The sequence below is a fragment of the Streptomyces sp. UW30 genome (genome assembly GCF_008042075.1).
In the GTDB taxonomy this organism is placed as follows: Bacteria; Actinomycetota; Actinomycetes; order Streptomycetales; family Streptomycetaceae; genus Streptomyces.
Genome location: NZ_RDBN01000005.1, coordinates 621529 through 647853, shown reverse-complemented (window position 1 = coordinate 647853; position 26325 = coordinate 621529). Strand labels below are relative to the sequence as shown.

Genomic DNA, 26325 nt, shown 5'->3' with positions numbered 1-26325 from the left:
GCTCGCCGCAGTCGGGGCGGGATCTTCATGGCCCAACCGTAGGCGCCGGTTCCCGTAGCCTGCGATGAACCTGGTGTCCGTAACGGGGGTGTAGCTGGTGCCACCCCAAGACGGACAGCGGTGTTACTGACTCCGGACGACGGAGATCGGAGGGTTGATCACGAGCCCGACGGCCGGGTTCGTGACACCGGAAGAGACCTCCGACGTGGCCCTCATTTCCTTCAACTCCCCTGTCGCCAACGGCAGTTGCCGAACGACTGGCACGGCCCACGGCGCCGTTCACCTCGGCCGCGCCCGCCTCTCCCTGCACGACAGTCGCGGCGCGGCCGGCCGCCTGGCCCGTCAGCAGTACCAGAACACCACCGACATCTCCCCGTACGTCCGCCTGCTCCTGGCCCAGGACCCGCAGCACGCCCTCGACCAGGGCCATGTCATCGGCCGCCTGGCCCGCGAGCGCGCCGAGACGGTCGGCCGTCTGACCGGCTCCGAACACAGGGCCGCCGCGCTGGCCCGCGAGGCCCGCAAGGCGCTGGACGGCCAACTCGTCCTCGCCGAACGCCAGAAGAAGGACCGGGACACGGTGCTCGAGCGCCTGCGGAAGGTGGAGGGACTCCTGTCGTCCCTCACCGCGGAACAGCTCGCCGCCCTGGCCCAACTGGAGGAGAAGGACACGGCGAAGGCCCAGCGTGCCTTCCTCGACTCGGGCGCCCTCGCGCACGACGACCACAAGCCGTCCGCCGAGGGCGCCCGGGCGATCCGCTACGCCAAACGGCAGCTCGGAAAGCCGTACCGGTGGGGCGCGCAGGGCCCGAAGTCCTACGACTGCTCGGGCCTGACGTCCGGGGCCTGGGCCCACGCGGGAACGCGTATCCCTCGCACCAGCCAGGAGCAGTGGGCGCGTCTTGAGCGCATCCCGCTGACCGAGCTGCGCCCCGGCGACCTGGTCGTCTACTTCCCCGACGCCACGCACGTGGCCCTGTACCTGGGCAAGGGCAAGGTGGTCCAGGCCCCGCGCACCGGCGAGAAGATCAGGATCTCCCCGATCGCGTCGAACCCGGTCCTGGGCGCCGTACGCCCGAAGGTCCGGCCCCAGAAGCCTCAGCGGGACAAGCCCCGTTCTTCTCCGGATCACAGAATCGGGCCCACGGCTTCATAGGCCATCTACCTGCGGCTTCTTCTCGGCAGGTGGGCCGTGGAGGCACCCCGTGGCGGGCGGGCGGCGAGTACCGAGCACAGGGCCGCGAGGGGGAGTTCCGCGGCCACGGCCATGGTGACGGCGATGGCCAGTTCCGGGCCGGCGGCGGACGTGGCGATGTCGATGCAGGCGTCGGCGAGGAGGAGCACCGCCGCGGCTGCTGCGGGCGCGCGGTGACGGGCGTCGGCGCGCAACAAGCGGCTGCCGGCGGTGAGCAGCGCGGCGGCCTCCAGGGCGTCGAGGGCGACCCAGGCGGCGGCCTCGGCGGGCGGCAGGGTGCCGGTGAGGTAGCCGAGCCAGGGCAGCAGGGCGAGGCCCGCGCCCGTGAGCACGCGGCCCTGCCGGCGGCGGGCGCGGCCGAGGTGAACGGCGCCGTGGGCCGTGCCAGTCGTTCGGCAACTGCCGTTGGCGACAGGGGAGTTGAAGGAAATGAGGGCCACGTCGGAGGTCTCTTCCGGTGTCACGAACCCGGCCGTCGGGCTCGTGATCAACCCTCCGATCTCCGTCGTCCGGAGTCAGTAACACCGCTGTCCGTCTTGGGGTGGCACCAGCTACACCCCCGTTACGGACACCAGGTTCATCGCAGGCTACGGGAACCGGCGCCTACGGTTGGGCCATGAAGATCCCGCCCCGACTGCGGCGAGCGCCGCAGTGACCGCGTCACTGACCTCGGTGTGGGTATACGCGCTGCCCCGGCAGTGGCGGATCGAGCACCTCGGCTATTCCACGCAGGCGGCGTACCTCTCCGTGGCGGGACTGGTCGTGCTGGCCACCGTCCCGGGCTTGGCCGCCGCCCTGGTACGCCTGGAGAGCCATGCGGTCCCCACCCTGCTCGGCCGCAGCAGGGAAGAGGACCTGGCGCGGCGGGTCGAGGACCTCACCGAGAGCCGGGCCGGCGCGGTGGACGCCGCGGATGCGGAACGGCGGCGCATCGAACGGGATCTGCACGACGGCGCGCAGCAGCGGCTGGTGTCGCTGGCGCTGAACCTGGGTCTGGCCAAGGCCACGCTGGTGGATCTGCCGCCGGAGGCACGCGAGGTGATCGACACGGCGCATCGGGAGGCGAAGGAGGCGATCGAGGAGCTGAGCAGTCTTGTACGTGGGCTGCACCCTGCCGTCCTGGACGAACTCGGTTTGGATGCGGCTCTGTCGGGACTCGCGGCCCGCGCCCCCCTGCCCGTACGGCTGAGGGTGGACCTGCCGCAACGATTGGCTCCGGCGGTGGAGGCGGTCGCCTACTTCGTGGTTTCCGAGGCGCTGACGAATGTCGCCAAGCACGCACGGGAGGCGACCCGGGCGGATGTGACGGTCACCCTGCTGGGCGAGATACTGCGGGTGGTGATCGCGGACGACGGGCTGGGCGGAGCCGACCCCGTCAAGGGAAGCGGCCTTACGGGGCTTGCCCAGCGCGTGCGGTCAGTTGACGGAACATTCCGGATGAGCAGTCCCGTGGGGGGACCGACCATGATGGGCGTGGAGCTGCCGTGCCAGAGCTGAGGGGTGCCGCCCCGGGAACGAGCCACGAGGAGCCCGGTGTGCGGCGTGCGGTGATTGCCGAGGACTCCGTGCTGTTGCGGATGGGGCTGGTCAAGGTGGTGCAGATGGCCGGCTTCGAGGTGGCTGCCGAGGTGGGCGACGCACAGGGGCTGCTGGCCGCGGTCGAGGAGCACCGGCCTGACCTGGCGGTGGTGGACGTCCGGATGCCGCCGGGGTTCACGGACGAGGGAGTGCGTGCCGCGCTGTCGATCCGTCGCAGTCGGCCGTCGACCGCTCTGCTGCTGCTCTCCCAGTACGTCGAGGAACGCTATGCGGCCGACCTGCTCGCTGCCAACACCAGCGGCGTCGGCTATCTGCTCAAGCAACGGGTCGCGGATGTCACGGAGTTCATCGAGGCGCTGCGGCGGGTGGCGGACGGTGGTACCGCGCTTGATCCTCAGGTCGTCGCCCAGCTGTTGGTACGGCGGTCGAGCGATCCGCTGAACCGGCTGACGGCCCGCGAACGGGAGGTGCTCGCCCTCATGGCCGAGGGTCGCTCCAACGCGGGCATCGCCGCCCAGCTCGTGGTCAGCGAGAGCGCAGTCGCCAAGCACATCAACAGCATTCTCGCCAAACTCGATCTCCCCAAGGCGGACGRCSACCACCGCCGGGTACTGGCCGTGCTGCATTTCCTGGGAGTGGGTGCCTAGTACTCCAGCCGGTCAGCAATCCCCTGAAACATCTTGGGCGCTGGTCAGAGGCCCGTCAGGCTCCGGTGACCGAGGCGAGATACGCCGCGGTCTTCTCCGGCTCGTAGAAGTAGTTCTCGAAGTCGGCCGGGTCGTTGAACCCGTTGGCGAACCGGTCGGCCACCGGCTGCGCCTGGCCGGCGGCGCCGATGAGGCCCAGGATGTGCTCCGGCGGCGGCGCCAGCATGGCGTTGGTCCACTTGGTGACGTGCTGCGCGGTGTCCCAGTAACGGTCGAACGTGGCGCGCATCCAGGCCTCGTCGAACTCCTTGTCCCCGTGCTCCAGGATCGACGCGAGGTAGGCGGCGGCGCACTTGGACGCGGAGTTGGACCCCTGTCCGGTGATGGGGTCGTTGGCCACAACGACGTCCGCGACGCCCAGCACGAGCCCGCCGCCGGGAAGCCGCCCGATCGGGTTGCGCACCGTCGGCGCGTACCGCCCGCTGAGCGTGCCGCCGGCGTCCGTGAGCTCGACCTTGGTGGACCGGGCGTACTCCCACGGCACGTACTTCTCCATGAGTTCCAGGGTCAGGGAGAGGTGCTCCGCGGGGTCCTTCACGCCGTCGAAGACATCGAGCGGCCCGCCGGGTATGCCCTCCCAGAACAGGATGTCCGCCCGCCCCGAGGTCGTCAGACACGGCATGACGAACAGCTCGCCGACGCCGGGGACGAGGTTGCAGCGGACGCCCTCCGTGTCCGGGTGCTCCGGACGCGGGCCCAGGCCGTGGACGTACGACACGGCCAGCGCGCGCTGCGGCTCGCCGTACGGGGAACGCTCCGGGTCCCGACCGAACATCTGGACGAGCTCACCCTTGCCCGCCGACACCAGCACCAGGTCGTACGTACGGGAGAAGTAGTCGAGGTCGCCGACCGCCGCGCCGTGGATGACCAGCTGGCCGCCGCGCTGGGCGAACGTCTCCATCCAGCCGGCCATCTTCACCCGCTGGTCGACGGACTGCGCGAACGCGTCGAAGCGCCCCAGCCAGTCGATCGCGCGCACCGCCGGGCCCTCGCTCCAGGAGCCGGGGGCCGCCACCGACACGCCGAGTCCCTCGATCTTCGGGGCCTGGGACTCCCAGAAGTTCAGCTGAAGGTCTCGCTCGTGCTGGAGCGCCGTGTGGAACATGCACTGCGTGGACATGACCCGCCCGGAGCGGATCTCGTCCGCCGTCCGGTTGGACATCAGGGTGACCTCGTACCCGTTCGACTGGAGTCCGAGGGCGATCTGGAGTCCGGCCTGGCCGGCTCCGACGACGAGTATCTTCCGCATGCGGTGCTGTTCTCCTACTCGGGGGTGACGTCCAGCGCGTGGCCGACGAGGGACAGGAGGGTCTCGATGACGGAGATCCTCCGCCGCGCGTCCATGATCATTACAGGTACGTGCGCGGGGATCGTCAACGCCTCTCGCACGTCCGCCGGTTCGAACAGCTCGCTGTCGTCGAAGTGGTTGACCGCGACGACGTACGGCAGCCCGCAGCTCTCGAAGTAGTCCAGCGCCGGGAAGCAGTCCTTCAGCCGCCGGGTGTCGGCCATGACGACCGCCCCGATCGCGCCGCGCACCAGGTCGTCCCACATGAACCAGAACCGCTGCTGGCCCGGCGTGCCGAACAGGTAGAGCACCAGGTCGTCGTCGAGCGTGAGGCGGCCGAAGTCCATGGCCACGGTCGTGGTGAGCTTGCCGGGCGTGGCGGTGAGGTCGTCGGTGTCCTCGCTCGCCTCGGTCATCAGCGCCTCGGTCTGCAGGGGCGTGATCTCCGAAACGGCCGTGACCAGCGTGGTCTTGCCGACACCGAAGCCGCCCGCCACGACMATCMTCGTGGCGACGGGGGCCCGGGTGCGGTCCGTCTGCCAGGACCGCAGGTGCTCCTCTTCGTCGGGGACGTCGGGGAGCGGGGTGACGCCGAAGGCGGCGGCGTCAGAGACGACGGAGTCCACTCAGCACCCTTTCCAGCAGAGCGCGGTCCGGCCGGCCCGTGCCGTGGCCGGTTCCGGTGCCGTACACACGGATCTTTCCCTGGTCCGCGAGGTCGCTCAGGAGCACGCGGACCACGCCGAGCGGCATCTTCAGCAGCGCGGCGATCTCGGCCACCGTGCGCATACGGCGGCACAGTTCGACGATGGCCCGCAGCTCCGGCATGACCCGGGTGTTGAGGGAACCATTCGTCAGTTCCTTGCGCTCCTCGGGGGCCTCCAGTGCCGCGACGAACGTCTCGACGAGGAGGACGTGGCCGAAGCGGGTACGGCCGCCGGTGAGCGAGTAGGGGCGTACGCGGGCGGGTTTTCGGTCACCGCCGCGGACGGGGAGCTGGGGCCTGTTCTTCGGGGCGTTGCTCATCGGGTACTCCCTGCCGAGGCGGCCTCCAGCGACTTCCGTAGCTCGCTGCGGAGTTCGGGGGTGAGGACATGGCCGGCCCGGCCCACGAAGAGCGCCATGTGGTAGGCGACGACGCTCATGTCGCAGTCCGCGGAGCCGTGCACACCGAGCAGTGAGCCGTCGCTGATGGACATCACGAACAGGCTGCCCTCGTCCATCGCGACCATCGTGTGCTTCACCCCGCCGAACTGCATCAGGGCGGCCGCGCCGATGGTGAGGCTGCCGATGCCGGACACGACGGTGGCGAGGTCGGCGGACGAGCCGCGCGGGCCGGTGGGCCGCTCGGTCCTCGCCTCTCTCGCGGCCTCGTTGCGCGCGTGGTCCGAGGAGAGCAGGAGCAACCCGTCGGAGGAGACCACCGCGACTGACTGGATGCCCGGCACCTCCTCGACCAGATTCGTCAACAACCAGTGCAGGTTGCGGGCTTCACTGCTCAGTCCGAAGGTACTGGGCGCCGTCAACTGCTTGCCTCCTCGACTGTGCCCCCCGTAGCTGCTTCGGACTCGGTGATGCCTGCGGTCGGTGCCTTGCTCTGACCGGTCTGTTCGGCGATCTCCGCCTGGACATCGCGATGGCCTGCCTCGGCGCCCCGGCGGAATCCGCCGAGCCTTCTGCGCAGGGCCTCGGCGTCGACGCCGCCGGTCCGCTGGCGCGGGGCCTGGGCCGGGGCGGTGATCTTCGGGGTCCGCTTGGGCAGGCCCTTGTCGGTGACGGCCTCCTCGGGCTCGCCACCCTCCTCCTGTACGTCCCGGTCGTCCCGGGCACGCTCGTGCGTGTCGGGGCCGATGGCGTAGGGGTCGGGGGCGGCCGGGGGCTCCGGCTCCTCGGACGTCTCCGGGAGCAGGAGCTCCATGGTCGTCTCGGCAGGAGTCTCGGCCGCCGTATCCGCTACGCCGTCGTCCGCCTCGTCCGTCTCCCGTACGGCCTTCTCCGCCAGCGCCACCAGCGGGTCGAGGTTCTTCGCCCGGCCTCGCAGGACGTTGGAGTTGGCCTCCGCGTCGGCGCCGGGAAGGGTGAAGGCGTGGGCGGCGGTGTGGTGCGGGGCGTCCGAGGGGACCGCGGCGGTCGGGGCGGGGGCCAGCAGGTTCTTGGGCAGGACCACGACCGCCGCGATCCCGCCCTGCTTCTGCTCGCGCAGCTGGACGCGGACGCCGTGGCGGTGGGCGAGGCGCGCGACGACGTAGAGGCCGAGGCCCTGGCCGTCCTCGCCCTCCTGCTCGTAGGTGGCCTCGGGGTCGAAGTCGGCGAGGCGGGAGTTGAGGCGGGTCATGCGCTCGGCGGTCATGCCGATGCCCTCGTCCTGCACGGAGATCATTACTTCGCCGTTCTCCAGCAGCCAGCCGGAGACCTCGACGGGAAGGTCGGGCGGGGAGAACGACGTGGCGTTCTCCATCAGTTCGGCCAGCAGGTGCGAGAGGTCGTCGGCGGCGAACCCGGCCACATGCGCGTGCGGCGGCAGCGCGGCGATGCGGACACGCTCGTACCGCTCGATCTCGCTGACCGCGGCACGGACCACGTCGACGAGCGGGACCGGTCCGGCGTGCTGCTGCACGTGCTCGGTGCCGGCCAGGACGAGGAGGTTCTCGCTGTGCCGGCGCATGACCGTGGCGAAGTGGTCGAGCTTGAAGAGGGTCGCGAGGCGCTCGGGGTCCTGCTCGCGCTCCTCCAGGCCCTCGATGACGGCGAGTTGGCGTTCGACCAGACCGAGAGTGCGCAGGGCGAGATTGACGAACGAGCCGCCGATGCTGTCGCGCAGCCGCTCCAACTGGGCGGTGGACTCGCTGAGCTCGGCGCGCAGCCCCTCTCGGGCGTCGGCCATCTTCTGCCGCTGCCCGACCAGGTGCTTGCGGTCGGACTCCAGGGTGGTGATGCGCTCGTGGAGGGCGAGGGCGTGCGCGTGCAGGGCGTTGACGGAGTTGACGACCTGCGCGAACTCGTCGTTGCGCCCGGTGAACTTGACGGGTTCCTCGGCCGCCGGGTCCTCGGCCCGGGCGAGCCGGGCGGAGCCGATCCGCAGCACGGCGAGCGGCCTGGTGAGGCTGCGGGCCATGCCGGTGGCGACGCCGACGGCGAGCAGCATCAGGGCGCCGAGGATCGCTATACGGATCTCCAGCGCGGTGACGTCGTCGTCGCGGAGCTGCTCCAGGGCCTTGGTGCGGCGGTCGTAGAGGGCGGACTCCACGCCGCGCATCATGTCGACGCGGGCGGAGAGGGCGGCCTCGGCACGCTCGGTGCTGGTGGCCAGGTCCCGCTCGGAGAACGTGGGCTGGTCGGTGAGGGACGCCAGGTACCGCTCGGCGGTGTCGACCTCGGGGCCGGTGACCGTGGAGTCGTACGAGGTGCGCGCGCTCTTGGGGGCGGTGTCGCGGAAGTCGACGAGGGCGGCGTCGGAGCGCAGCCGGGCCTGCTGGGCGGCGGTGCTGAGGGCGTCGCGCTGCTTGGCGTCGGCACCCGAGGAGGTCTCCTGGGTGCTCGCGAGGCCGGTGACCGGGTCGATGACGGTCTCGGTGGTGGTCGGCACGCTGAGCGCGGCGAGCAGCAGCCCACGGGCGGCCGCGGCCTGCTGTACGGCGGAGTCCAGCTCGGCCAGCGCATAGGTGCCGGAGCCGGCGCGGGGCGGCATCTGCTCGGCCAGCCGCTCGGCGAGCCGGTGGAGTTCGGCGATGGCGGCCGAGTAGGCCCCGTGCGCCTCGAGTGCGGTGCTCTTGCCGGTGAGCGCGGAGCGGCGCAGGGCCGCGATGCCGTCGAGGTCGGCGTGCAGCGAGTCGGGGGCGTCGGGGTCGGCGCGCAGTTCCTCGACCTGCCGGTCGACGCGGGCGCTGCGCTGCTCGCTGGGCGCCTTGGACTTGGGGCGGCCTGCGGCGATGTAGGTGGTGACCTCGTCGCGCTCGTCGGCGAGGGAGTGCGCGAGGGTGAGCGCGTCCCCGGTCTGTTCGGCGAGGGTCACCAGCGCCTGGGAGTCGTTCAGTTGCCCGGAGGCGGCGACGATCGAGGGGACACCGGCACCGGCGATGGCGGCGGCCACGACGGCCACGGCGACGATCAGCCGGTTCCGGACATGGGTCGGGCGCCCCTTGCCGGCCGGTGTGATGTCGGCGGTGGTACTGGGAGTGGGCTGCGCGCCCCCCGCGGAGGCCGTCTGCTTGCCTGAGCGACGTGGCCGCATCTTCTGCACCGGTGCTCGCATTCCTGACTCGTGATACCCATGGGTCCGGATGACACTCCGTCAACTCCCGCCGACGGTACGTACACCCTCCCCCAAGCTCTCGACTGCGCTCGAGCAGGGGATGCCCTCACCGGTCCCCGACCCTCCCAGTGCCGGTGGGCGACAGCCGCGCAACATCTGACCCGCCACTCGAAGGAGTGAACCCCGGAGGAGAGTTGGCGGGCAAGTTCCTATGGCGCACGCACATGCCCTGCGCGGCGGGCCGGTTGGACGTCCGCCGCAGGCGATGGCAGTATTCGCCGCCACGCCCGGTCGGAGCGCTGCATTCCCCCTCAAATCAGGCGCCTGACCTGCGTGTGTGCACCCATTCGGCAACTACTGCGACCCCTTCGCGAGCCTTGTGAAGGGCTCGTGCAGACTGACCGAATGCGAACAGAGCTTGTTTCGGAGTCCGGTGATCCGGCCCGCCCCAACGAGGACTTCGCAAGTGTCGGCCTGCCCGCCTCGGGACAGGGCGGCGCACTGGTCGTCCTGGACGGGGTGACTCCGCCGCGAGGTGAGACGGGCTGTCTGCATTCCGTCCCGTGGTTCACCGCGCGGCTCGGCGGAGCGCTGACCGAACTGACCGTTTCACTCCCGGATGTTCCCCTCGCGGATGCCCTCGCCGGCGCCATCACGCGTACCTCCGAGGCACATACACAAACCTGTGACCTTTCTCACCCACGAACCCCACAGGCAACGGTGGTTGTGGCGCGCTGGTCGGCCGAGACGGTGGAGTACCTGATCCTGTCCGACTCGACCCTGCTGGCGGAGTCCCCGGACGGCGTGATCACGCCGTACCTGGACGACCGCCTGGCCCGCCTCCCCCGCGCCTCCCTCGCCACGGACGCGCTGATCGACGCTCATGTCCGCAACAAGGAGGGCGGCTTCTTCACGGCCGCCGCCGATCCGTCGGTCGCGGCCCGGGCGGTGACCGGGGTGCTGCCGCGGGCCGACGTCCGGGCGCTGGCCGCGCTGACGGACGGCGCGACGAGGTGGGTGGAGACGTTCCGCGAGGGGGACTGGGCGGACTGCTTCCGGTTCGTCCGCAAGGAGGGGGCGCAGGCGCTGGTGGACCGGGTGCGGGCGCTGGAGGCGGCCGACGCGCAGGAGCGGACGTATCTGCGGCGGAGCAAGACGCACGACGACGCGACGGTCGTGTACGTCGAGTTGTGAGCCTCCTGCTCCTGCCTCGTACCGCTGCCGGCTACTTCTCCATCCCCCGGTTCAGCTGGTTCAGCAGCCGGGCCAGCTCCGCCACTTCCCGCCGGTCCCAATGGGACAGCTGCTCGACATAGCTGGCGCGGCGGGCCTCGCGCACCTTGGCGACCCGCCCCCGCCCCAGCTCGGTCAGATGCACCAGCCATGCCCGCCCGTCGGCCGGGTCCGGCTCGCGGGCGACCAGGCCCAGGTCCTCCAGGGCGCGCAGCTGGCGGGACATGGTGGCCTTACCGACGCCGATGTAGGCGGCGAGTTCGGTGGCCCGCTGGCGGCCGGCCTCCCCCAGACGGACCAACAGGCCGTACGCCGCGGACTCCAGGTCCGGATGGACCTCGCGGGCCATCTCGCCCTGCTTGGCCCGGGCGCGCCGCAGCAGCACCGTCAGCTCACGTTCCAGGTCGAGGAATTCGGGCCGGCCCGGACCACCACGGGGCACTCCGCCGGAGGGGGCGCCCCCGGATTCGACTCGCGGCCCGTCGCCGTTTCCGTCTTCGTGCACGTCAGCCCCTGCCTCGATTTCCCGGTCCTGAAAGTTTCCGCCGACCGCCGTCATTGCCGCAGCTCCGTCAGTATTTCGCAGGCGTAGACCAACGGCAGCCTCCGAACCCCCTTCCACCTGGTCTTCTGGCTGCCTAGCTTCTCTGTCAGAACCGTGACTGGCATGCCCACGCCACTCTCACCCGCCGGAGTCCGGTCACGGACATGTGCCACTTCCCCACCGAGCGTCACCGAGTCTTCGGAGGCACGCTATGCCCGTGCACAGATCCGAACCGCTCCGCCCCCCGCGCCCGCACCGCGCCGGGCTCCTGCTCGCCGCGGCCCTGACCCTGATCCTCGTCTCCCTGACCGCCACACCCACCCCCCCCTCCGCCGACGACACCCCGCCCCGCGGCTCCGCCTACATGGGAATGGGCGTCGCCACCCACGACGGAGTGGACGGTGTCCCCTCCGCCGACCTGGCCGCACTGACCGAAGGCGTCGACGTCTCCAGCCACCAGGGCAACGTCGCCTGGCCGACCCTGTGGAGCAACGGGGTCAAGTGGGCCTACGTGAAGGCCACCGAGGGGACGTACTACACCAACCCCTCGTTCGCCCAGCAGTACAACGGCTCCTACGACGTCGGCATGATCCGCGGCTCCTACCACTTCGCCACCCCGGACACCACCGATGGAGCAACCCAGGCGAACTATTTCGTCGACCACGGCGGCGGCTGGTCCGGCGACGGCAAGACCCTGCCGGGCGCCCTCGACATCGAGTGGAACCCGTACGGGGCCGCCTGCTACGGCAAGACCCCGACCGCGATGGTCACCTGGATCCGCGACTTCCTGAACCAGTACAAGGCCCGCACCGGCCGCGACCCCGTCATCTACACGGCCACGAGCTGGTGGAAGCAGTGCACCGGCAACTACAGCGGCTTCGCCACCACCAACCCCCTGTGGGTCGCCCGGTACGCCACCGAGGTGGGGGAACTCCCGGCGGGGTGGAGCTACTACACGATGTGGCAGTACACGTCCTCCGGCCCGACCGTCGGCGACCACAACAAGTTCAACGGGGCACTCGACCGCCTTCAGGCCCTGGCCGACGGCTGACCCGCCACCGCACGCCCCGCCCCGTGGCGCGGCGAAGGCCCGGGCCTCCCTCACGGGACCCGGGCCTTGCCGGTCCGGTCGCGTCCGTCACGCCGCGACCGGAACCTCCGGGGCCGCGCCGTTGGTGGCCGGCGCCAGGGCCAGTTCCAGGACCTGGCGGACGTCGGTCACGGCGTGGACGTCGAGCTTGTCCAGCACCTCCGCGGGGACGTCGTCCAGGTCGGGCTCGTTGCGCTTGGGGATGATGACCGTCGTGACGCCGGCCCGGTGCGCCGCGAGCAGCTTCTGCTTCACGCCGCCGATCGGGAGGACCCGGCCGGTCAGCGAGACCTCACCCGTCATCGCCACGTCCGTGCGGACCAGGCGGCCCGAGAGCAGCGACGCCAGCGCCGTCGTCATCGTGATGCCGGCGCTCGGGCCGTCCTTCGGCACCGCGCCCGCCGGGAAGTGGATGTGCACGCCCCGGTCCTTGAGGTCCGCGACCGGCAGTTCCTGCTCGGCCCCGTGGGAGCGGAGGAAGGACAGGGCGATCTGCGCGCTCTCCTTCATCACGTCACCCAGCTGGCCGGTCAGGGTCAGGCCCGCCGCGCCCGTCTCCGGGTCGGCCAGCGACGCCTCCACGAACAGGACGTCACCGCCCGCGCCCGTGACCGCGAGGCCGGTCGCCACACCGGGTACCGCCGTGCGCCGCTCCGCCGGGTCCTGGGCGGACTCGGGCACGTGGTGCGGCCGGCCGATCAGATCGCGCAGGTCACCGTCCGCGATGGTGAACGGCAGCTTCCGCTCGCCCAGTTCGTGCTCGGCGGCCACCTTGCGCAGGAGCCGCGCGATGGAGCGCTCCAGGTTACGGACGCCCGCCTCGCGCGTGTACTCACCGGCGAGCCTGCGCAGGGCGCCCTCGTCGATGGCGACCTCGTCCTTGTTCAGACCGGCCCGCTCCAGCTGGCGCGGGAGCAGGTGGTCACGGGCGATGACGATCTTCTCGTCCTCGGTGTAGCCGTCGAGACGGACCAGTTCCATCCGGTCCAGCAGGGCCTCGGGGATGGCTTCCAGGACGTTCGCCGTCGCCAGGAACACCACGTCGCTCAGGTCGAGTTCGACCTCCAGGTAGTGGTCGCGGAAGGTGTGGTTCTGGGCCGGGTCCAGGACCTCCAGGAGCGCCGCGGCCGGGTCGCCGCGGAAGTCCGAGCCGACCTTGTCGATCTCGTCGAGGAGGACGACCGGGTTCATCGAACCGGCCTCCTTGATGGCCCGGACGATCCGGCCGGGCAGCGCGCCGACGTACGTACGGCGGTGGCCGCGGATCTCGGCCTCGTCGCGGACGCCGCCGAGGGCGACCCGGACGAACTTGCGCCCCATCGCGTGCGCGACGGACTCGCCGAGCGAGGTCTTGCCGACACCGGGCGGGCCGACCAGCGCCAGCACGGCACCGCCGCGCCGGCCGCCGACGACACCCAGGCCGCGGTCGTTACGGCGCTTGCGCACCGCCAGGTACTCGGTGATCCGCTCCTTCACGTCCTCCAGGCCGGCGTGCTCGGCGTCGAGGATCGCCTTGGCGCCCTGGATGTCGTAGGCGTCCTGAGTGCGTTCGTTCCACGGCAGTTCGAGCACCGTGTCCAGCCAGGTGCGGATCCAGGACCCCTCCGGCGACTGGTCACTGGAGCGCTCCAGCTTGTCGACCTCCTTGAGCGCGGCCTCGCGGACGTTCTCCGGCAGGTCTGCGGCCTCCACGCGGGCGCGGTAGTCGTCGGACTCCTCGCCGTCCTTCTCGCCGTTCAGCTCGCGCAGTTCCTTGCGGACCGCCTCCAGCTGGCGGCGCAGCAGGAACTCGCGCTGCTGCTTGTCGACGCCTTCCTGGACGTCCTTGGCGATGGTCTCGGCGACATCCTGCTCGGCGAGGTGGTCGCGCAGCTGCTGGGTGGCGAGCTTGAGGCGGGCGACCGGGTCGGCGGTCTCCAGCAGCTCGATCTTCTGCTCGGTGGTCAGGAAGGGCGAGTAACCGGAGTTGTCGGCGAGCTGGGACACATCGTCGATCGCCTGGACGCGGTCCACGACCTGCCAGGCGCCGCGCTTGCGCAGCCAGGCGGTGGCAAGGGCCTTGTACTCCGTCACCAGCTCGGCGACCTGTCCGGGCACCGGCTCGGGCACGCTCTCGTCGATCCGCGTCCCCTCGACCCACAGCGCCGCACCCGGTCCGTTCGTACCGGCGCCGATGCGCACCCGGCCGCGACCGCGGATCAGGGCGCCCGGGTCGCCGTCGGCCAGCCGGCCGACCTGTTCGACGGTGCCGAGCACGCCGGTGCCCGGGTACGTCCCGTCGATGCGTGGCACCAACAGCACCCGGGGCTTTCCGGGTGTGGAGCGGGCGGCGGCCTGGGCGGCCTCCACCGCGGCGCGTACATCGGCGTCGTTCAAGTCCAGCGGGACCACCATCCCGGGCAGCACGACCTCGTCGTCGAGCGGCAGCACGGGCAGGGTGAGCGAAGTGGACGTCGAAGCCATGATCTCCCCTTAGGCAGTCAAGTTGAGTTATGCCGACTCAATGCACGGGGTGGCTCGAATGTTCCCCGTCGTCCGTTCGCTGTGAGCGATCACCTACGCCACACGCCGTCACCTGGGCTTTCGTACATGAACGCTCGCCGGGGTCCACTCCTTCCCGGGGGGAAGAGGGAGCTGCCGATCGGGCGCGGACATGCGCCGAAGCGGGAGGGTCCGGGGCTAGGCCGCCGAGACGGACAGCGAGGTCGCCCCGGCCGTCTCCCCCGCCGGTCGGGCTGTCCGCCACCGGCGCACCGCCGGCCACAGCCCGACCCCGATGACCAGGGCGATCAGATGCCCCCAGTTGGTCAGCGGGTCGGCGAGGTTCAGCAGGTCCTGGATGAGCATGGCGCCGAACAGCGCCAGCACGGGCCAGCGCAGCCACGGCCGCAGCAGCCCGGTCAGCGCACCGATGCTCGTCGCGACGCCGAAGCTGACGCCGTAGTCGAGACGGTGCAGCGAGCTGTCGGGCAGCCGGCCGGCCAGCACCGCCAGTCCCACCGGGACCTCGGTCGCGAGGGTGGCCAGGACGTGCCCGAGCAGAAAGACGACGGCCGTGCGCACGCCGCCGACGCGCCGCTCCAGCATGGTCAGCACGAGCAGGAAGCAGAGCGTGTACGGCGCGAGGATCCCGCCCGCTATCCACAGCGCACTGGCGAGCAGCACCGGCACGGGTGCGTGGAGCAGGTGCGCCACGTCGGTGCTGGAGCCCTGGTGGAGGGCGTGGACCAGGGCGGGGTCGGCGTACGTGGCTATCAGGGAGGTGACGGTCAGGACGACGACGTAGGCGAAGGTGAACGGTGTGCCGGTGGGTGTGGGGAGCAGGTGCCAGGGGCGCAAGGCGCGGGCTTCGGGGGCCTCGGTCTCGGGCTCGGCGTGGTCACCGGGGGCGGGTACCGAAGGAGGGGCAGCGAGAGGTGCACTCCGCGGCCTCCGCTGCTGCGGCATCCCGTCCAGCAGCCCCGCCACCTCGGGCAGACCCGTTTCTCCGGAAGAACCGGCAGGACCGATCCGACCCGCCGGACCGGCCGCACCCACAGCCACAGAACGTTCCACGCTGAGGCGCTCCTTCCGTTTCCCCTCAGCCTTGGCCCGCCTCGCCCCACATGTCTGTGATCGTCGTCACACGACAGCCGATTCTCAGCAACCTCTCAAGAAGCGGATGCGTCCTCACAAGACGCCGTCCTGCAACTGCTGGACACGGCCTCGTCTCCGGTGTGCGTCAACCCGGAGCGACCTGCCGTACTCCCCGAGAACGCCGAGCGCGCGGCCGGACGTGCCGAACGACGCCGAGGATCCGGTCTTCCCGTACGAACACGGGCTCCGCCGAGGTAATTCACTCGGCCGCCCACCCCGGACCTGCGAGGATGGCCGGATGCCCACTTCGTACGACACTCCCGAAGTCCTGGACCGTCGCGAAGGCCCCCACGGCGAAATCGTGCTGAGACGGCACGGCGACCTGCTCCAGATCATCGCGAACGGCTGCTTCCTGATGGACACCTCCGACGGACGCTCGGAGCGGTTACTCGTGGACGCGGCACTCGGCGCGCTGGAGGCAGGGCGGCCGGATCCGGACGTGCTGATCGGCGGGCTCGGCGTCGGCTTCTCGCTCGCACACGCCGCCGCCGATCCCCGCCCGGGACGGATCACCGTCGTGGAGCGCGAGAGCGCGATTATCGGCTGGCATCTTGACGGACCCCTGACGGACTTCTCCGCCCGCGCCGTCGCCGACCCGCGCACCAGGATTGTGGAAACGGATCTCGTGGCGTACGTCCATGAGACTTGCGACACGTATGACGCACTGTGTCTCGACATCGACAACGGCCCCGGATGGACCGTCACCGAGGGCAACGACAGCCTCTACTCACCGGGCGGACTCGCGGCCTGTGCACGGGTGTTGAGGCCCGGCGGGGTACTGGCCGTATGGTCCGCCCGACCATCTCCGGAATTCGAAGAAACCTTGTGTAATGCCGGATTCCAGCAGGTGCGTACCGAAGAGATCCCCGTTGCCCGGGGCGTTCCGGACGTCGTGCACCTCGCCGTACGACCTGGATAGCCGTGGCACGGTGACTCCCCGTACTCTGCTCACCTGACGCGGATCATTCAAGCGTCAATCGCAAGCATGAGCAGGCATGAGCAGGCATAGCCAGTCAGAGGAATCACCCCACGGATTCCGGAAAGCAACTTTGGGGCGGGCGATGGAGCAGACACACACCTCCCACAACGGCACGGCGGCGACCCCGGGCGCTCAGCGCCGGGTCCTCGTGGTCGAGGACGATCCGACCATCGTGGACGCCATCGCGGCTCGCCTGCGCGCCGAGGGGTTCCTCGTGCAGACGGCGGGCGACGGTCCGGCGGCGGTCGACACGGCCGAGGCCTGGCAGCCCGACCTGCTGATCCTCGACATCATGCTGCCGGGCTTCGACGGCCTGGAGGTATGCCGCCGGGTGCAGGCCCAGCGGCCGGTGCCGGTGATGATGCTGACCGCGCGCGACGACGAGACCGACATGCTGGTCGGGCTCGGCGTGGGCGCCGACGACTACATGACCAAGCCGTTCTCGATGCGGGAGCTGGCGGCACGGGTGCACGTACTGCTGCGCCGCGTCGAGCGCGCCGCGCTGGCCGCCACGACCCCGCGGTCGGGCATCCTGCGGCTCGGCGAGCTGGAGATCGACCACGCGCAGCGGCGGGTGCGGGTGCGCAGTGAGGACGTCCACCTCACGCCGACCGAGTTCGACCTGCTGGTGTGCCTGGCGAACACCCCGCGCGCGGTCCTCTCGCGCGAGCAGCTGCTCGCCGAGGTGTGGGACTGGGCGGACGCCTCCGGCACCCGGACGGTCGACAGCCACATCAAGGCGCTTCGCCGGAAGATCGGCGCCGAGCGGATCCGCACGGTGCACGGCGTGGGCTACGCCCTGGAGACACCGACGCCATGAGCGACGGGCCGGCCGCGCGGAGAGGCCCCGGGGAGCCCTGGGGCGGCGTCAGTCCCTTCTCGATCAAGACCAAGCTGGGCACGCTGGTCGTCATCGCGGTGCTGATCACCACCGGTCTTTCGATGATCGCGGTGCGCACGCAGACGGAGCTGCGCTTCATCACGGTCTTCTCGATGATCGCCACACTGCTCATTACGCAGTTCGTGGCCCATTCGCTCACCGCGCCGCTGGACGAGATGAACACCGTGGCCCGGTCCATCTCACAGGGCGACTACACGCGCCGGGTGAAGGAGAACCGCCGGGACGAGCTGGGCGACCTGGCCGAGACGATCAACCTGATGGCCGACGAGCTGGAGGCCCAGGACCAGCAGCGCAAGGAACTCGTGGCGAACGTCTCGCACGAGCTGCGCACCCCCATCGCGGGTCTGCGGGCCGTGCTGGAGAACGTGGTCGACGGCATCGCCGCGGCCGACCCCGAGACCATGCGCACCGCCCTGAAGCAGACCGAGCGCCTCGGCCGGCTCGTGGAGACCCTCCTCGACCTGTCCCGCCTGGACAACGGCGTCGTACCGCTGCGCATGCGGCGCTTCGAGGTGTGGCCGTACCTGTCCGGCGTGCTGAAGGAGGCCAACATGGTCGCCTCGGCGCGCGGCGGCATGGCGTCGGGCTCCGGCAGCCACACCCGTACGGACGTCCATCTGCACCTCGACGTCTCCCCGCCGGAGCTGACCGCGCACGCCGATCCCGAGCGCATCCACCAGGTCGTCGCCAACCTGATCGACAACGCGATCAAGCACAGCCCGCCGCACGGCCGCGTGACGGTCAAGGCGCGGCGCGGGTCGTACCCGGAGTCGCTGGAGCTGGAGGTCCTGGACGAGGGTCCGGGCATCCCGAAGTCGGAGTGGCACAAGGTCTTCGAGCGCTTCAACCGGGGCGCCGTGCGCCGGCCGCACGGGCCGGGCAGCGACGGCGGCACGGGGCTGGGGCTGGCCATCGCGCGCTGGGCGGTGGATCTGCACGGCGGCCGGATCGGTGTGGCCGAATCCGATCGGGGTTGCCGGATTCTTGTCACACTTCCAGGGCAGCCTTCCGTTCCAAGTTGACGTAAAGTCGAAGCGGAGCCACAAGATCCACGTCCGTCCTGACTGACGGACACGTGTGATCAGGTCCAGACCTGCGCTTTCGGTGCGCCGTGTCGCGCTCTCGCCATCCCATCTGAAGCGGAACCACGCTTGTTTCCCGCCATTTCCAGGCCCGAAACACGCTTTCTGATGTGACTTACGCGACGATGACCTTGCTCGACCTGACCTTCCCGGCCATGGAGGCGTAGCCTTTATTCCCGCTGTCCATCACCTTGTGAAGCGGAAGAGGGCGGTTGCCGCCGTGTCGCCACAGTCCCCCAGTAACTCGAGCATCTCGACCGACACCGACCAAGCGGGCAAGAACCCCGCGGCCGCGTTCGGACCGAACGAGTGGCTCGTCGACGAGATCTATCAGCAGTACCTCCAGGACCCGAATTCCGTGGACCGTGCCTGGTGGGACTTCTTCGCCGACTACAAGCCCGGCGTCGGCGCCGCGGCTCCGGCGGGTACTGCGGCCGCGGGGGCCGCAGAGACCTCCACGGCCCCGAAGCCCGCGCCCGCCGCCCCGGCTGCTCCGGTCGCCCCGTCGGTGCCCGCGCCGGCCCCCGTGGCCCCGAAGCCCGCGGCCGCCGCGCCTGCTGCCCCGGCTGCGGCGAAGCCCGCCCCGGCCGCGAAGCCCGCTCAGCCGAAGCAGGCCGAGCCCGCCCCGGCTGCCGCCGGCGGCCCGGAGTTCCTGACGCTGCGCGGCCCGGCCGCCGCGGTCGCGAAGAACATGAACGCCTCGCTGGAGGTGCCCACGGCCACGTCCGTGCGCGCGGTCCCGGTGAAGCTGCTCTTCGACAACCGCATCGTCATCAACAACCACCTGAAGCGCGCCCGGGGCGGGAAGATCTCCTTCACGCACCTGATCGGCTACGCGATGGTGCAGGCCATCAAGGCCATGCCGTCGATGAACTACTCCTTCGCGGAGAAGGACGGCAAGCCGACCCTGGTCAAGCCGGAGCACATCAACTTCGGCCTCGCCATCGACCTGGTCAAGCCCAACGGCGACCGCCAGCTCGTGGTCGCGGGCATCAAGAAGGCCGAGACCCTGAACTTCTTCGAGTTCTGGCAGGCCTACGAGGACATCGTCCGCCGCGCCCGCGACGGCAAGCTGGGCATGGACGACTTCACCGGCGTGACGGTCTCCCTGACCAACCCCGGTGGCCTCGGCACCGTGCACTCCGTGCCGCGTCTGATGCCCGGCCAGTCGGTGATCATGGGCGTCGGCTCCATGGACTACCCGGCCGAATTCCAGGGCACCTCCCAGGACACCCTGAACAAGCTCGGCATCTCGAAGGTCATGACGCTCACGTCGACCTACGACCACCGGGTCATCCAGGGCGCCGCCTCCGGCGAGTTCCTGCGCATCGTCGCGAACCTCCTCCTCGGTGAGACCGGGTTCTACGACGAGGTCTTCGAGTCCCTGCGCATCCCCTACGAGCCGGTCCGCTGGCTCAAGGACATCGACGCCTCGCACGACGACGACGTCACCAAGGCCGCGCGCGTCTTCGAGCTGATCCACTCCTACCGGGTCCGCGGCCACGTCATGGCCGACACCGACCCGCTGGAGTACCGCCAGCGCAAGCACCCCGACCTGGACATCACCGAGCACGGCCTCACCCTGTGGGACCTGGAGCGCGAGTTCGCCGTCGGCGGCTTCTCCGGCAAGTCCCTGATGAAGCTGCGCGACATCCTCGGTGTGCTGCGCGACTCGTACTGCCGCACCACCGGCATCGAGTTCATGCACATCCAGGACCCCAAGCAGCGCAAGTGGATCCAGGACCGCATCGAGCGCGGGCACACCAAGCCCGAGCGCGAGGAGCAGCTGCGCATCCTGCGCCGGCTGAACGCGGCCGAGGCCTTCGAGACCTTCCTCCAGACGAAGTACGTCGGCCAGAAGCGCTTCTCCCTGGAGGGCGGCGAGTCCGTCATCCCGCTGCTGGACGCGGTGCTGGACTCGGCCGCCGAGTCCCGCCTGGACGAGGTCGTCATCGGCATGGCCCACCGCGGCCGGCTGAACGTCCTCGCCAACATCGTCGGCAAGTCGTACGCGCAGATCTTCCGCGAGTTCGAGGGCAACCTCGACCCGAAGTCGATGCACGGCTCCGGCGACGTGAAGTACCACCTGGGCGCCGAGGGCACCTTCACGGGCCTGGACGGCGAGCAGATCAACGTCTCGCTGGCCGCGAACCCCTCCCACCTGGAGACGGTCGACCCGGTCATCGAGGGCATCGCCCGCGCCAAGCAGGACATCATCAACAAGGGCGGCACGGACTTCACCGTCCTGCCGGTGGCCCTGCACGGCGACGCGGCCTTCGCGGGCCAGGGCGTGGTGGCCGAGACCCTGAACATGTCGCAGCTGCGCGGCTACCGCACGGGCGGCACGGTCCACATCGTCATCAACAACCAGGTCGGCTTCACCGCCGCCCCGGAGTCGTCCCGCTCGTCGATGTACGCGACGGACGTGGCGAGGATGATCGAGGCCCCGATCTTCCACGTGAACGGCGACGACCCCGAGGCGGTCGTCCGCGTTGCCCGTCTGGCCTTCGAGTTCCGCCAGGCGTTCAACAAGGACGTCGTGATCGACCTCATCTGCTACCGCCGCCGCGGTCACAACGAGTCGGACAACCCGGCCTTCACCCAGCCGCTGATGTACGACCTGATCGACAAGAAGCGCTCGGTGCGCAAGCTCTACACCGAGTCCCTCATCGGTCGCGGCGACATCACGCTGGAAGAGGCCGAGCAGGCCCTGCAGGACTACCAGGGCCAGCTGGAGAAGGTCTTCACGGAGGTCCGCGAGGCCGTCTCCCAGCCGATCGCCGAGCCGGTGTCCGACCCGCAGGCCGAGTTCCCGGTCGCCGTGAGCACCGCGATCTCCGCGGAGGTCGTGAAGCGGATCGCCGAGTCCCAGGTCAACATCCCCGACACGTTCCACGTGCACCCGCGTCTGCTGCCCCAGCTGCAGCGCCGGGCGGCGATGGTCGAGGACGGCACCATCGACTGGGGCATGGGCGAGACCCTCGCGGTCGGCTCCCTCCTCCTGGAGGGCACCCCGGTCCGGCTGTCCGGCCAGGACTCCCAGCGCGGCACCTTCGGTCAGCGCCACGCGGTCCTCATCAACCGTGAGACGGGCGAGGAGCACACTCCGCTCCAGTACCTCGCCGAGGACCAGGCTCGCTACAACGTCTACAACTCCCTCCTGTCCGAGTACGCGGTCATGGGCTTCGAGTACGGCTACTCGCTGGCCCGTCCCGACGCGCTCGTGATGTGGGAGGCGCAGTTCGGCGACTTCGTCAACGGCGCGCAGACGGTGGTCGACGAGTACATCTCGGCGTCCGAGCAGAAGTGGGGCCAGACGAGCGGCGTCACGCTCCTGCTCCCCCACGGCTACGAGGGCCAGGGCCCGGACCACTCCTCGGCCCGTGTCGAGCGCTTCCTCCAGCTGTGCGCCCAGAACAACATGACGGTCGCGATGCCGACCCTGCCGTCGAACTACTTCCACCTCCTGCGGTGGCAGGTGCACAACCCGCACCACAAGCCGCTGGTGGTCTTCACCCCGAAGTCGATGCTGCGCCTCAAGGCCGCCGCGTCGAAGACGGAGGAGTTCACGTCGGGCCAGTTCCGCCCCGTCATCGGCGACTCCACGGTCGACCCGGCCGCGGTCCGCAAGGTCGTCTTCGTCGCCGGCAAGCTGTACTACGACCTTGAGGCCGACCGCCAGAAGCGCGGCGTCACGGACACGGCGATCATCCGCATCGAGCGCCTGTACCCGCTGCCGGGTGCCGAGCTCCAGGCCGAGATCGCCAAGTACCCGAACGCCGAGAAGTACCTGTGGGCCCAGGAGGAGCCGGCGAACCAGGGTGCCTGGCCGTTCATCGCGCTCAACCTGATCGACCACCTGGACCTGGCGGTCGGCGCCGACKWCCCGCACGGCGAGCGTCTGCGGCGGATCTCCCGTCCGCACGGCTCGTCCCCGGCCGTCGGTTCCGCCAAGCGGCACCAGGCCGAGCAGGAGCAGCTGGTGCGTGAGGTGTTCGAGGCGTAAGCCTGCGGATCCTCTGCACGGATCTGATCGAAAGGCCCGACCCGAGTCCCTCGCGACTCGGGGCCGGGCCTTTCGGCGTTCGGCTAGATCGGCTGGGGCTCGAAATCCCAGTACGGCCGGTGCCGTTCGAGGATGGTGCGAGTGTGCGGGTGGTCGGCGCCGAGGAGTGAGGTGAGCCGGGCGACGGCGTCCTGGTGCAGCGCCCCGGCCTCCGTGCGTTCTCCCAGTTCGGTCAGGTCCAGGGCCAGTCCGGCCCGCAGGCTGATGGTGAGGATGTGCGCGTCGCCGAGGACGCGGGCGGAGCGGTCGGCGCTCTCCCGGCCCAGGGCGGCCGCTTCGTCGGCTTCGCCCACGGCGGCGAGCGCGGCGACCTCGTTCTTGGCGCAGCCGATGGTCCACGGATGGTCCTGGCCGACGGCCCGCCGCATCTGACGCGCGGTCCGCCGGGACAGCTCCAGCGCGGCCCGGTGCTCGCCCATGTCCCGCATGACGGTGGCGACGTTGTCCCGCGCGCCGATCGCGTACGGGTGGCGTTCGCCGAGCTGGGCGGCGTAGTGGGTGGCGGTGGCCTCGGCCAGGTCCCTGGCCTCGTCGGTGCGCTCCAGGTCGCGCAGCAGCATCGCGTAGTCGCAGGAGACCATCAGCGTCTCCGGGTGCAGGGGGCCGCGACGGCGGATCAGCTTCTCCCGGACGCCCCGCAGCATGGCGTGCGCGAACTGCAGGTCTCCGACGCGGCGGGCGCACAGCGCGAGGTTGTGCTCGGCGAGCAGGGTCTGGCTGTGGGTGCGGTCCAGGACCTGGCTGTGCACGCGGGAGTTGTGGCCCTGGATGGCCAGCGCCTCGCGGTAGCTGCCGAGCAGGCGCAGCATCCAGGCGGAGCGCAGCGCGGAGTTGAGGGTGAGGGCGTCGCGTCCGCCGAGTACCTCCACCCGGGCCTCGAAGACCTTGCGGTGCAGGGCGAGCGACTCGGCGTAGCGGCCCTGGAGGCCGACGGCGACGGCGAGATTGCTGCGGATGGCCAGGGTGCGCGGCACCTGCTCGCCGCCGAGTTCCGCGGCGGCGCTCGTGGCGGCCTCCTCGAACAGCGCGCGGGCCTGCGGGTACCGGCCGAGCGCCATGAGGGTGCCGCCGAGGCCGTCCTTGGCGCGGATCACCTCGATCGGCCGTACGTGATCGGCCCGGTCGAGCCGCCCGAGGATCTCGCGGCCGACGGTCTCCGCCTCCGCGTACTTCCCCAGTCTGCGCAGCATGTTGGCGAGCTGGTGGACGGCGACGAGCACCGAGCGGTCGGTGTCGCCGGAGGTTGCCCGCCAGTGCTCCACGGCCGTCCGGCTGAGCCACCAGCCGTCGTGGTACTCGCCCCGCATCCGCAGGTACTCGATGCAGTTGAGGACGAGTTCACGGGCTTCGTCGTCGGGCGACTCAAGGGCCCCGGACGGTTCCAGGTGCGGGATGAGGGCGGAGTACCGGGCCCAGTTGCCGGGTGAGGAGGAGTCGCGCGGGTCGGCGGAGACGAGGACCCTGCGGGCGGCGGCCGAGTAGCGCTCGGCGTCCGCCGGCGACTGGATGGACCGTACGAAGCGGTGGAAGAGGCGGTGCATGCGCAGGGTGCCGACGGTCTGGGTGTCCATGCGCGGCCCGGGTTCGTACTCGATCCGCATGGAGGTGATCTCGGACAGCCGGCGCAGGGCGGTGTTCCAGCTGCTGGGCTCGGCGATCAGCTCGGCCAGTTCGGCGGGCAGGTCGCCGTGCCGGGAGGTCTGCAGCAGCCGTACCGGCACCACGTCGTGCGAGAAGCAGACGAGCAGGTTGAGCAGCTGCCAGGCGGACTCCGAGCCGTCGCGCAGGGTGTTGACGAGCTTCGCCCAGGCGACCTCGAAGCTCTCCGGGTACTGGCCGGAGGCCATGACGCCGAAGCGGTCCGGGCGGCCGTCGAGGATGTCCCGGATGTAGTCGTCGACCGGCACGGTCGGGTTGATGTCCAGCCAGGCGGCGGTCTGGTCGAGCAGCAGGGGCATGTCCTCCACCGCCTCGGCGAGGCGCGTGGCCTGCGGGTCGCTGAGGCGTGCCGTGCGCAGCCCGACGAAGGCGACGCTCTCGCGGCGTTCGAAGACCGGTACGGCGATGTTCTCGGCGTGGGCGCCCCACTCGCTGCGGTGGGTGGTGACGAGGACGTGGCCGCGCCCTTCGGGCAGGAGGCCCTCCAGCCGCTCCGGGTCGCCGGCGCCGTCCAGGACGAGCAGCCAGGGCCGCGCGGTGCGGTCGAGTTCCCGGCGTACGGCCGTGATGGTGGAAGCGAGGTCTCCGGAGTCCCGCAGGTCCAGGGCGGGCGCGAGGTCGGCGAACTGCTGGCGGGCGGTGACGCGTTGGGCGGCGCTGACCCACCAGACGATGTCGTACTCGCCGGCGAACCGGTGGACGTACTCCAGGGCCAGCTGGGTCTTGCCGAAGCCGCCCGGGCCCAGCAGCGCCACGGCGGCGCCGTCGGATCCGGCGGCGGAGAAGGCGCCGTAGACCTTCTCCAGCAGTTCGGTGCGTCCGATGAAGCGGCGGTTGCGGCGTGGGACCTGCCAGACGTCCGGCGGGTCGTCGGGGAAGCGGGGGCCGCGGCGCAGGTCGATCAGCGCGCCCGGGGCGGGAATGCCCGCGCACTCCAGGACCCGGGTGCGCGCCACCTCGGGCCTCAGGCCCCGCAGTTCGACGGGGGCCAGGGCGATGACGGCCTCGGGCATGGGCCGGGCGGTGATGCTGACGGCGGCGATGCGGTCCTCGTACGTCGGCAGCACCTGGCGCAGAGCCTCGGCCCAGGCCTGGAAGCGCTCGTTGCCCAGGCGCTCGTGCCAGTCGTCGATCACGAGCAGGATGCGGCCCGGCGCGCTCAGCAGGTCGGTGAACGCCTCGGCGGTCGGCGGTCGGCGCAGCGGGTTCCACCTGATCAGCGTGGTGCCCCGTCCCGCGGCCCGGATCTGGTGGTCGATCCACTTGGCCCAGGACTCGCTCTGTCCGGCGAAGACCACCGTGACATGTCCGAGTTCCGCCGCCATCTCGCCGTTCCCCCGCCGTTCCGCCTCGACTGAACCTGGTCACGAGTGTGCACAGGTTATTCAATTGTGCGTCAAATCGGCTCCAGAGGTACTGAGTTGAGCAGTGTTCCGGTCACTGAGGTTCACCGGGCGGCGCGCTCCAGCCGGTGCGCGATGTGCCGGACGAGCCGCTCCAGATCGGCGCAGTAGACACTGGGATGCCGGAACCCGGTCCCGGGAGCGTACCGGTGGACGTAGTTCCCGCCACCGCACACCTTCCCCACGGGACAGGCCAGACACTCCTCGGCCAGCGCCCGCTCCCCCACCTGCCGTGCGGCGACGCCGGGATGGCGCAGGGCGCGGTCGAAGGAGTCCCGGAAGACGTCGAGCCCGGTCTCCGATGCTCCCTCGTACGCCGACCTGAGGGAGTCGACCTGCTCGATTGCGCCGTCCGTCTCGACCACGACGGCGGCCATCGGCGACAGCCCCACGGCCTCGGCCCTGCTGGGCGCGCCGAGGAGCAGCCCGGCGATCTCCTGGAACAGCCGCACACGCGTGGCGAGCCGCCCCGCGTCCCACCAGCTGTCGAAGACCGCGGCGAGCCAGTCGCCGTAGGGGGTGGGACGCGGGGCGGCTCGCCACGCGTGTGCGGCTGTTCCAGGAGATCGCCGGGCTGCTCCTCGGCGCGCCCAGCAGGGCCGAGGCCGTGGGGCTGTCGCCGATGGCCGCCGTCGTGGTCGAGACGGACGGCGCAATCGAGCAGGTCGACTCCCTCAGGTCGGCGTACGAGGGAGCATCGGAGACCGGGCTCGACGTCTTCCGGGACTCCTTCGACCGCGCCCTGCGCCAT

General features: G+C 70.7%; 18 protein-coding genes and 3 pseudogenes. 10 read left to right on the top strand and 11 right to left on the bottom strand.

Translation table 11 applies throughout. The features are described 5' to 3' along the window. Positions 1-154: 154 nt before the first annotated feature. Positions 155-1156, top strand: coding sequence for an NlpC/P60 family protein (locus EAO75_RS04640; RefSeq protein WP_261989147.1), 1002 nt, complete (start codon positions 155-157; stop codon positions 1154-1156). Between the two features lie 5 nt (positions 1157-1161). On the opposite strand, the gene EAO75_RS04635 is transcribed toward EAO75_RS04640, so the two are convergent. Beyond that, positions 1162-1686, bottom strand: a complete 525-nt coding sequence (locus EAO75_RS04635) for a hypothetical protein (protein WP_261989146.1) — start codon at positions 1684-1686, stop codon at positions 1162-1164. Positions 1687-1837: 151 nt separating this feature from the next. On the opposite strand from EAO75_RS04635, the pseudogene EAO75_RS04630 reads away from it, so the two are divergent. Further along, a pseudogene (locus tag EAO75_RS04630) lies at positions 1838-2692 on the top strand (sensor histidine kinase); the annotation flags it as partial. Positions 2693-2742: 50 nt separating this feature from the next. Then, complete coding sequence (locus EAO75_RS04625; protein ID WP_147994288.1) at positions 2743-3381, top strand: response regulator transcription factor; 639 nt, start codon at positions 2743-2745, stop codon at positions 3379-3381. A gap of 55 nt (positions 3382-3436) precedes the next feature. Here EAO75_RS04625 and EAO75_RS04620 read toward each other — a convergent pair whose 3' ends face one another. Genes EAO75_RS04620 through EAO75_RS04600 form a run of 5 tightly spaced genes read right to left on the bottom strand, consistent with a single transcriptional unit; the run spans position 3437 to position 8981 of the window. Next, positions 3437-4690 (bottom strand): styrene monooxygenase/indole monooxygenase family protein, encoded by a 1254-nt coding sequence (locus EAO75_RS04620; RefSeq protein WP_147993698.1) that lies wholly within the window; start codon positions 4688-4690, stop codon positions 3437-3439. A gap of 14 nt (positions 4691-4704) precedes the next feature. Continuing rightward, positions 4705-5355 carry a GTP-binding protein gene (locus tag EAO75_RS04615; RefSeq protein WP_147993697.1) on the bottom strand — a complete coding sequence of 217 codons (651 nt, stop codon included), beginning with the start codon at positions 5353-5355 and terminating at the stop codon, positions 4705-4707. Beyond that, on the bottom strand, positions 5336-5755 hold the full coding sequence (locus EAO75_RS04610) for a DUF742 domain-containing protein (RefSeq protein ID WP_147993696.1): 420 nt from the start codon (positions 5753-5755) through the stop codon (positions 5336-5338). The genes EAO75_RS04615 and EAO75_RS04610 overlap by 20 nt, the downstream gene beginning before the upstream one ends. Continuing rightward, the gene (locus tag EAO75_RS04605) at positions 5752-6255 is read right to left on the bottom strand and encodes a roadblock/LC7 domain-containing protein (protein WP_147993695.1); all 504 of its coding nucleotides are present in this window, start codon (positions 6253-6255) and stop codon (positions 5752-5754) included. The genes EAO75_RS04610 and EAO75_RS04605 overlap by 4 nt, the downstream gene beginning before the upstream one ends. After that, entirely contained in the window at positions 6252-8981 is a 2730-nt protein-coding gene (locus EAO75_RS04600) for a nitrate- and nitrite sensing domain-containing protein (protein ID WP_187284305.1), read from the bottom strand. The genes EAO75_RS04605 and EAO75_RS04600 overlap by 4 nt, the downstream gene beginning before the upstream one ends. A gap of 405 nt (positions 8982-9386) precedes the next feature. On the opposite strand from EAO75_RS04600, the gene EAO75_RS04595 reads away from it, so the two are divergent. Continuing rightward, complete coding sequence (locus EAO75_RS04595; protein WP_147993693.1) at positions 9387-10175, top strand: protein phosphatase 2C domain-containing protein; 789 nt, start codon at positions 9387-9389, stop codon at positions 10173-10175. 31 nt (positions 10176-10206) lie between these two features. Here EAO75_RS04595 and EAO75_RS04590 read toward each other — a convergent pair whose 3' ends face one another. After that, entirely contained in the window at positions 10207-10719 is a 513-nt protein-coding gene (locus EAO75_RS04590) for a MarR family winged helix-turn-helix transcriptional regulator (RefSeq protein WP_147993692.1), read from the bottom strand. Between the two features lie 250 nt (positions 10720-10969). On the opposite strand from EAO75_RS04590, the gene EAO75_RS04585 reads away from it, so the two are divergent. Further along, a complete protein-coding gene (locus tag EAO75_RS04585) occupies positions 10970-11809 on the top strand; it encodes a lysozyme (protein ID WP_147993691.1) in 840 nt (279 codons plus the stop codon). Between the two features lie 87 nt (positions 11810-11896). On the opposite strand, the gene lon is transcribed toward EAO75_RS04585, so the two are convergent. Together lon and EAO75_RS04575 are read right to left on the bottom strand one after the other, a co-directional pair. Beyond that, a complete protein-coding gene (gene lon / locus EAO75_RS04580) occupies positions 11897-14311 on the bottom strand; it encodes an endopeptidase La (RefSeq protein WP_147993690.1) in 2415 nt (804 codons plus the stop codon). Positions 14312-14527: 216 nt separating this feature from the next. Next, entirely contained in the window at positions 14528-15325 is a 798-nt protein-coding gene (locus tag EAO75_RS04575; RefSeq protein ID WP_410092210.1) for a rhomboid-like protein, read from the bottom strand. A 397-nt stretch (positions 15326-15722) separates the two neighbouring features. On the opposite strand from EAO75_RS04575, the gene EAO75_RS04570 reads away from it, so the two are divergent. The 4 genes from EAO75_RS04570 to EAO75_RS04555 all read left to right on the top strand — a co-directional run bounded on the left by EAO75_RS04570 (position 15723) and on the right by EAO75_RS04555 (position 22452). After that, positions 15723-16403 carry a spermidine synthase gene (locus EAO75_RS04570; protein ID WP_147993689.1) on the top strand — a complete coding sequence of 227 codons (681 nt, stop codon included), beginning with the start codon at positions 15723-15725 and terminating at the stop codon, positions 16401-16403. 142 nt (positions 16404-16545) lie between these two features. Continuing rightward, on the top strand, positions 16546-17283 hold the full coding sequence (locus tag EAO75_RS04565; RefSeq protein WP_030956984.1) for a response regulator transcription factor: 738 nt from the start codon (positions 16546-16548) through the stop codon (positions 17281-17283). Beyond that, positions 17280-18386: a sensor histidine kinase gene (locus EAO75_RS04560; protein WP_147993688.1), complete on the top strand. Its 1107-nt coding sequence runs from the start codon at positions 17280-17282 to the stop codon at positions 18384-18386. The genes EAO75_RS04565 and EAO75_RS04560 overlap by 4 nt, the downstream gene beginning before the upstream one ends. Before the next feature lie 280 nt (positions 18387-18666). Next, positions 18667-22452 (top strand): multifunctional oxoglutarate decarboxylase/oxoglutarate dehydrogenase thiamine pyrophosphate-binding subunit/dihydrolipoyllysine-residue succinyltransferase subunit, encoded by a 3786-nt coding sequence (locus tag EAO75_RS04555; protein WP_147993687.1) that lies wholly within the window; start codon positions 18667-18669, stop codon positions 22450-22452. An 83-nt stretch (positions 22453-22535) separates the two neighbouring features. On the opposite strand, the gene fxsT is transcribed toward EAO75_RS04555, so the two are convergent. Both fxsT and EAO75_RS04545 read right to left on the bottom strand, forming a co-directional pair. Next, positions 22536-25496, bottom strand: coding sequence for an FxSxx-COOH system tetratricopeptide repeat protein (gene fxsT, locus EAO75_RS04550; RefSeq protein WP_147993686.1), 2961 nt, complete (start codon positions 25494-25496; stop codon positions 22536-22538). A gap of 122 nt (positions 25497-25618) precedes the next feature. Then, positions 25619-26101: pseudogene (locus EAO75_RS04545) on the bottom strand (FxsB family radical SAM/SPASM domain protein); the annotation flags it as partial. A gap of 20 nt (positions 26102-26121) precedes the next feature. Between EAO75_RS04545 and EAO75_RS04540 the strand changes: the two are divergent. After that, positions 26122-26325, top strand: a pseudogene (locus EAO75_RS04540) (FxsB family radical SAM/SPASM domain protein); the annotation flags it as partial.

Coding starts and splice junctions, on each gene's coding strand:
- lon (WP_147993690.1), bottom strand. CDS start 14,311: ATGGCTTCGACGTCCACTTCGCTCACCCTGCCCGTGCTGCCGCTCGAC.
- EAO75_RS04560 (WP_147993688.1), top strand. CDS start 17,280: ATGAGCGACGGGCCGGCCGCGCGGAGAGGCCCCGGGGAGCCCTGGGGC.
- EAO75_RS04610 (WP_147993696.1), bottom strand. CDS start 5,755: ATGAGCAACGCCCCGAAGAACAGGCCCCAGCTCCCCGTCCGCGGCGGT.
- EAO75_RS04585 (WP_147993691.1), top strand. CDS start 10,970: ATGCCCGTGCACAGATCCGAACCGCTCCGCCCCCCGCGCCCGCACCGC.
- EAO75_RS04595 (WP_147993693.1), top strand. CDS start 9,387: ATGCGAACAGAGCTTGTTTCGGAGTCCGGTGATCCGGCCCGCCCCAAC.
- EAO75_RS04565 (WP_030956984.1), top strand. CDS start 16,546: ATGGAGCAGACACACACCTCCCACAACGGCACGGCGGCGACCCCGGGC.
- EAO75_RS04570 (WP_147993689.1), top strand. CDS start 15,723: ATGCCCACTTCGTACGACACTCCCGAAGTCCTGGACCGTCGCGAAGGC.
- EAO75_RS04620 (WP_147993698.1), bottom strand. CDS start 4,690: ATGCGGAAGATACTCGTCGTCGGAGCCGGCCAGGCCGGACTCCAGATC.
- EAO75_RS04600 (WP_187284305.1), bottom strand. CDS start 8,981: ATGCGAGCACCGGTGCAGAAGATGCGGCCACGTCGCTCAGGCAAGCAG.
- fxsT (WP_147993686.1), bottom strand. CDS start 25,496: ATGGCGGCGGAACTCGGACATGTCACGGTGGTCTTCGCCGGACAGAGC.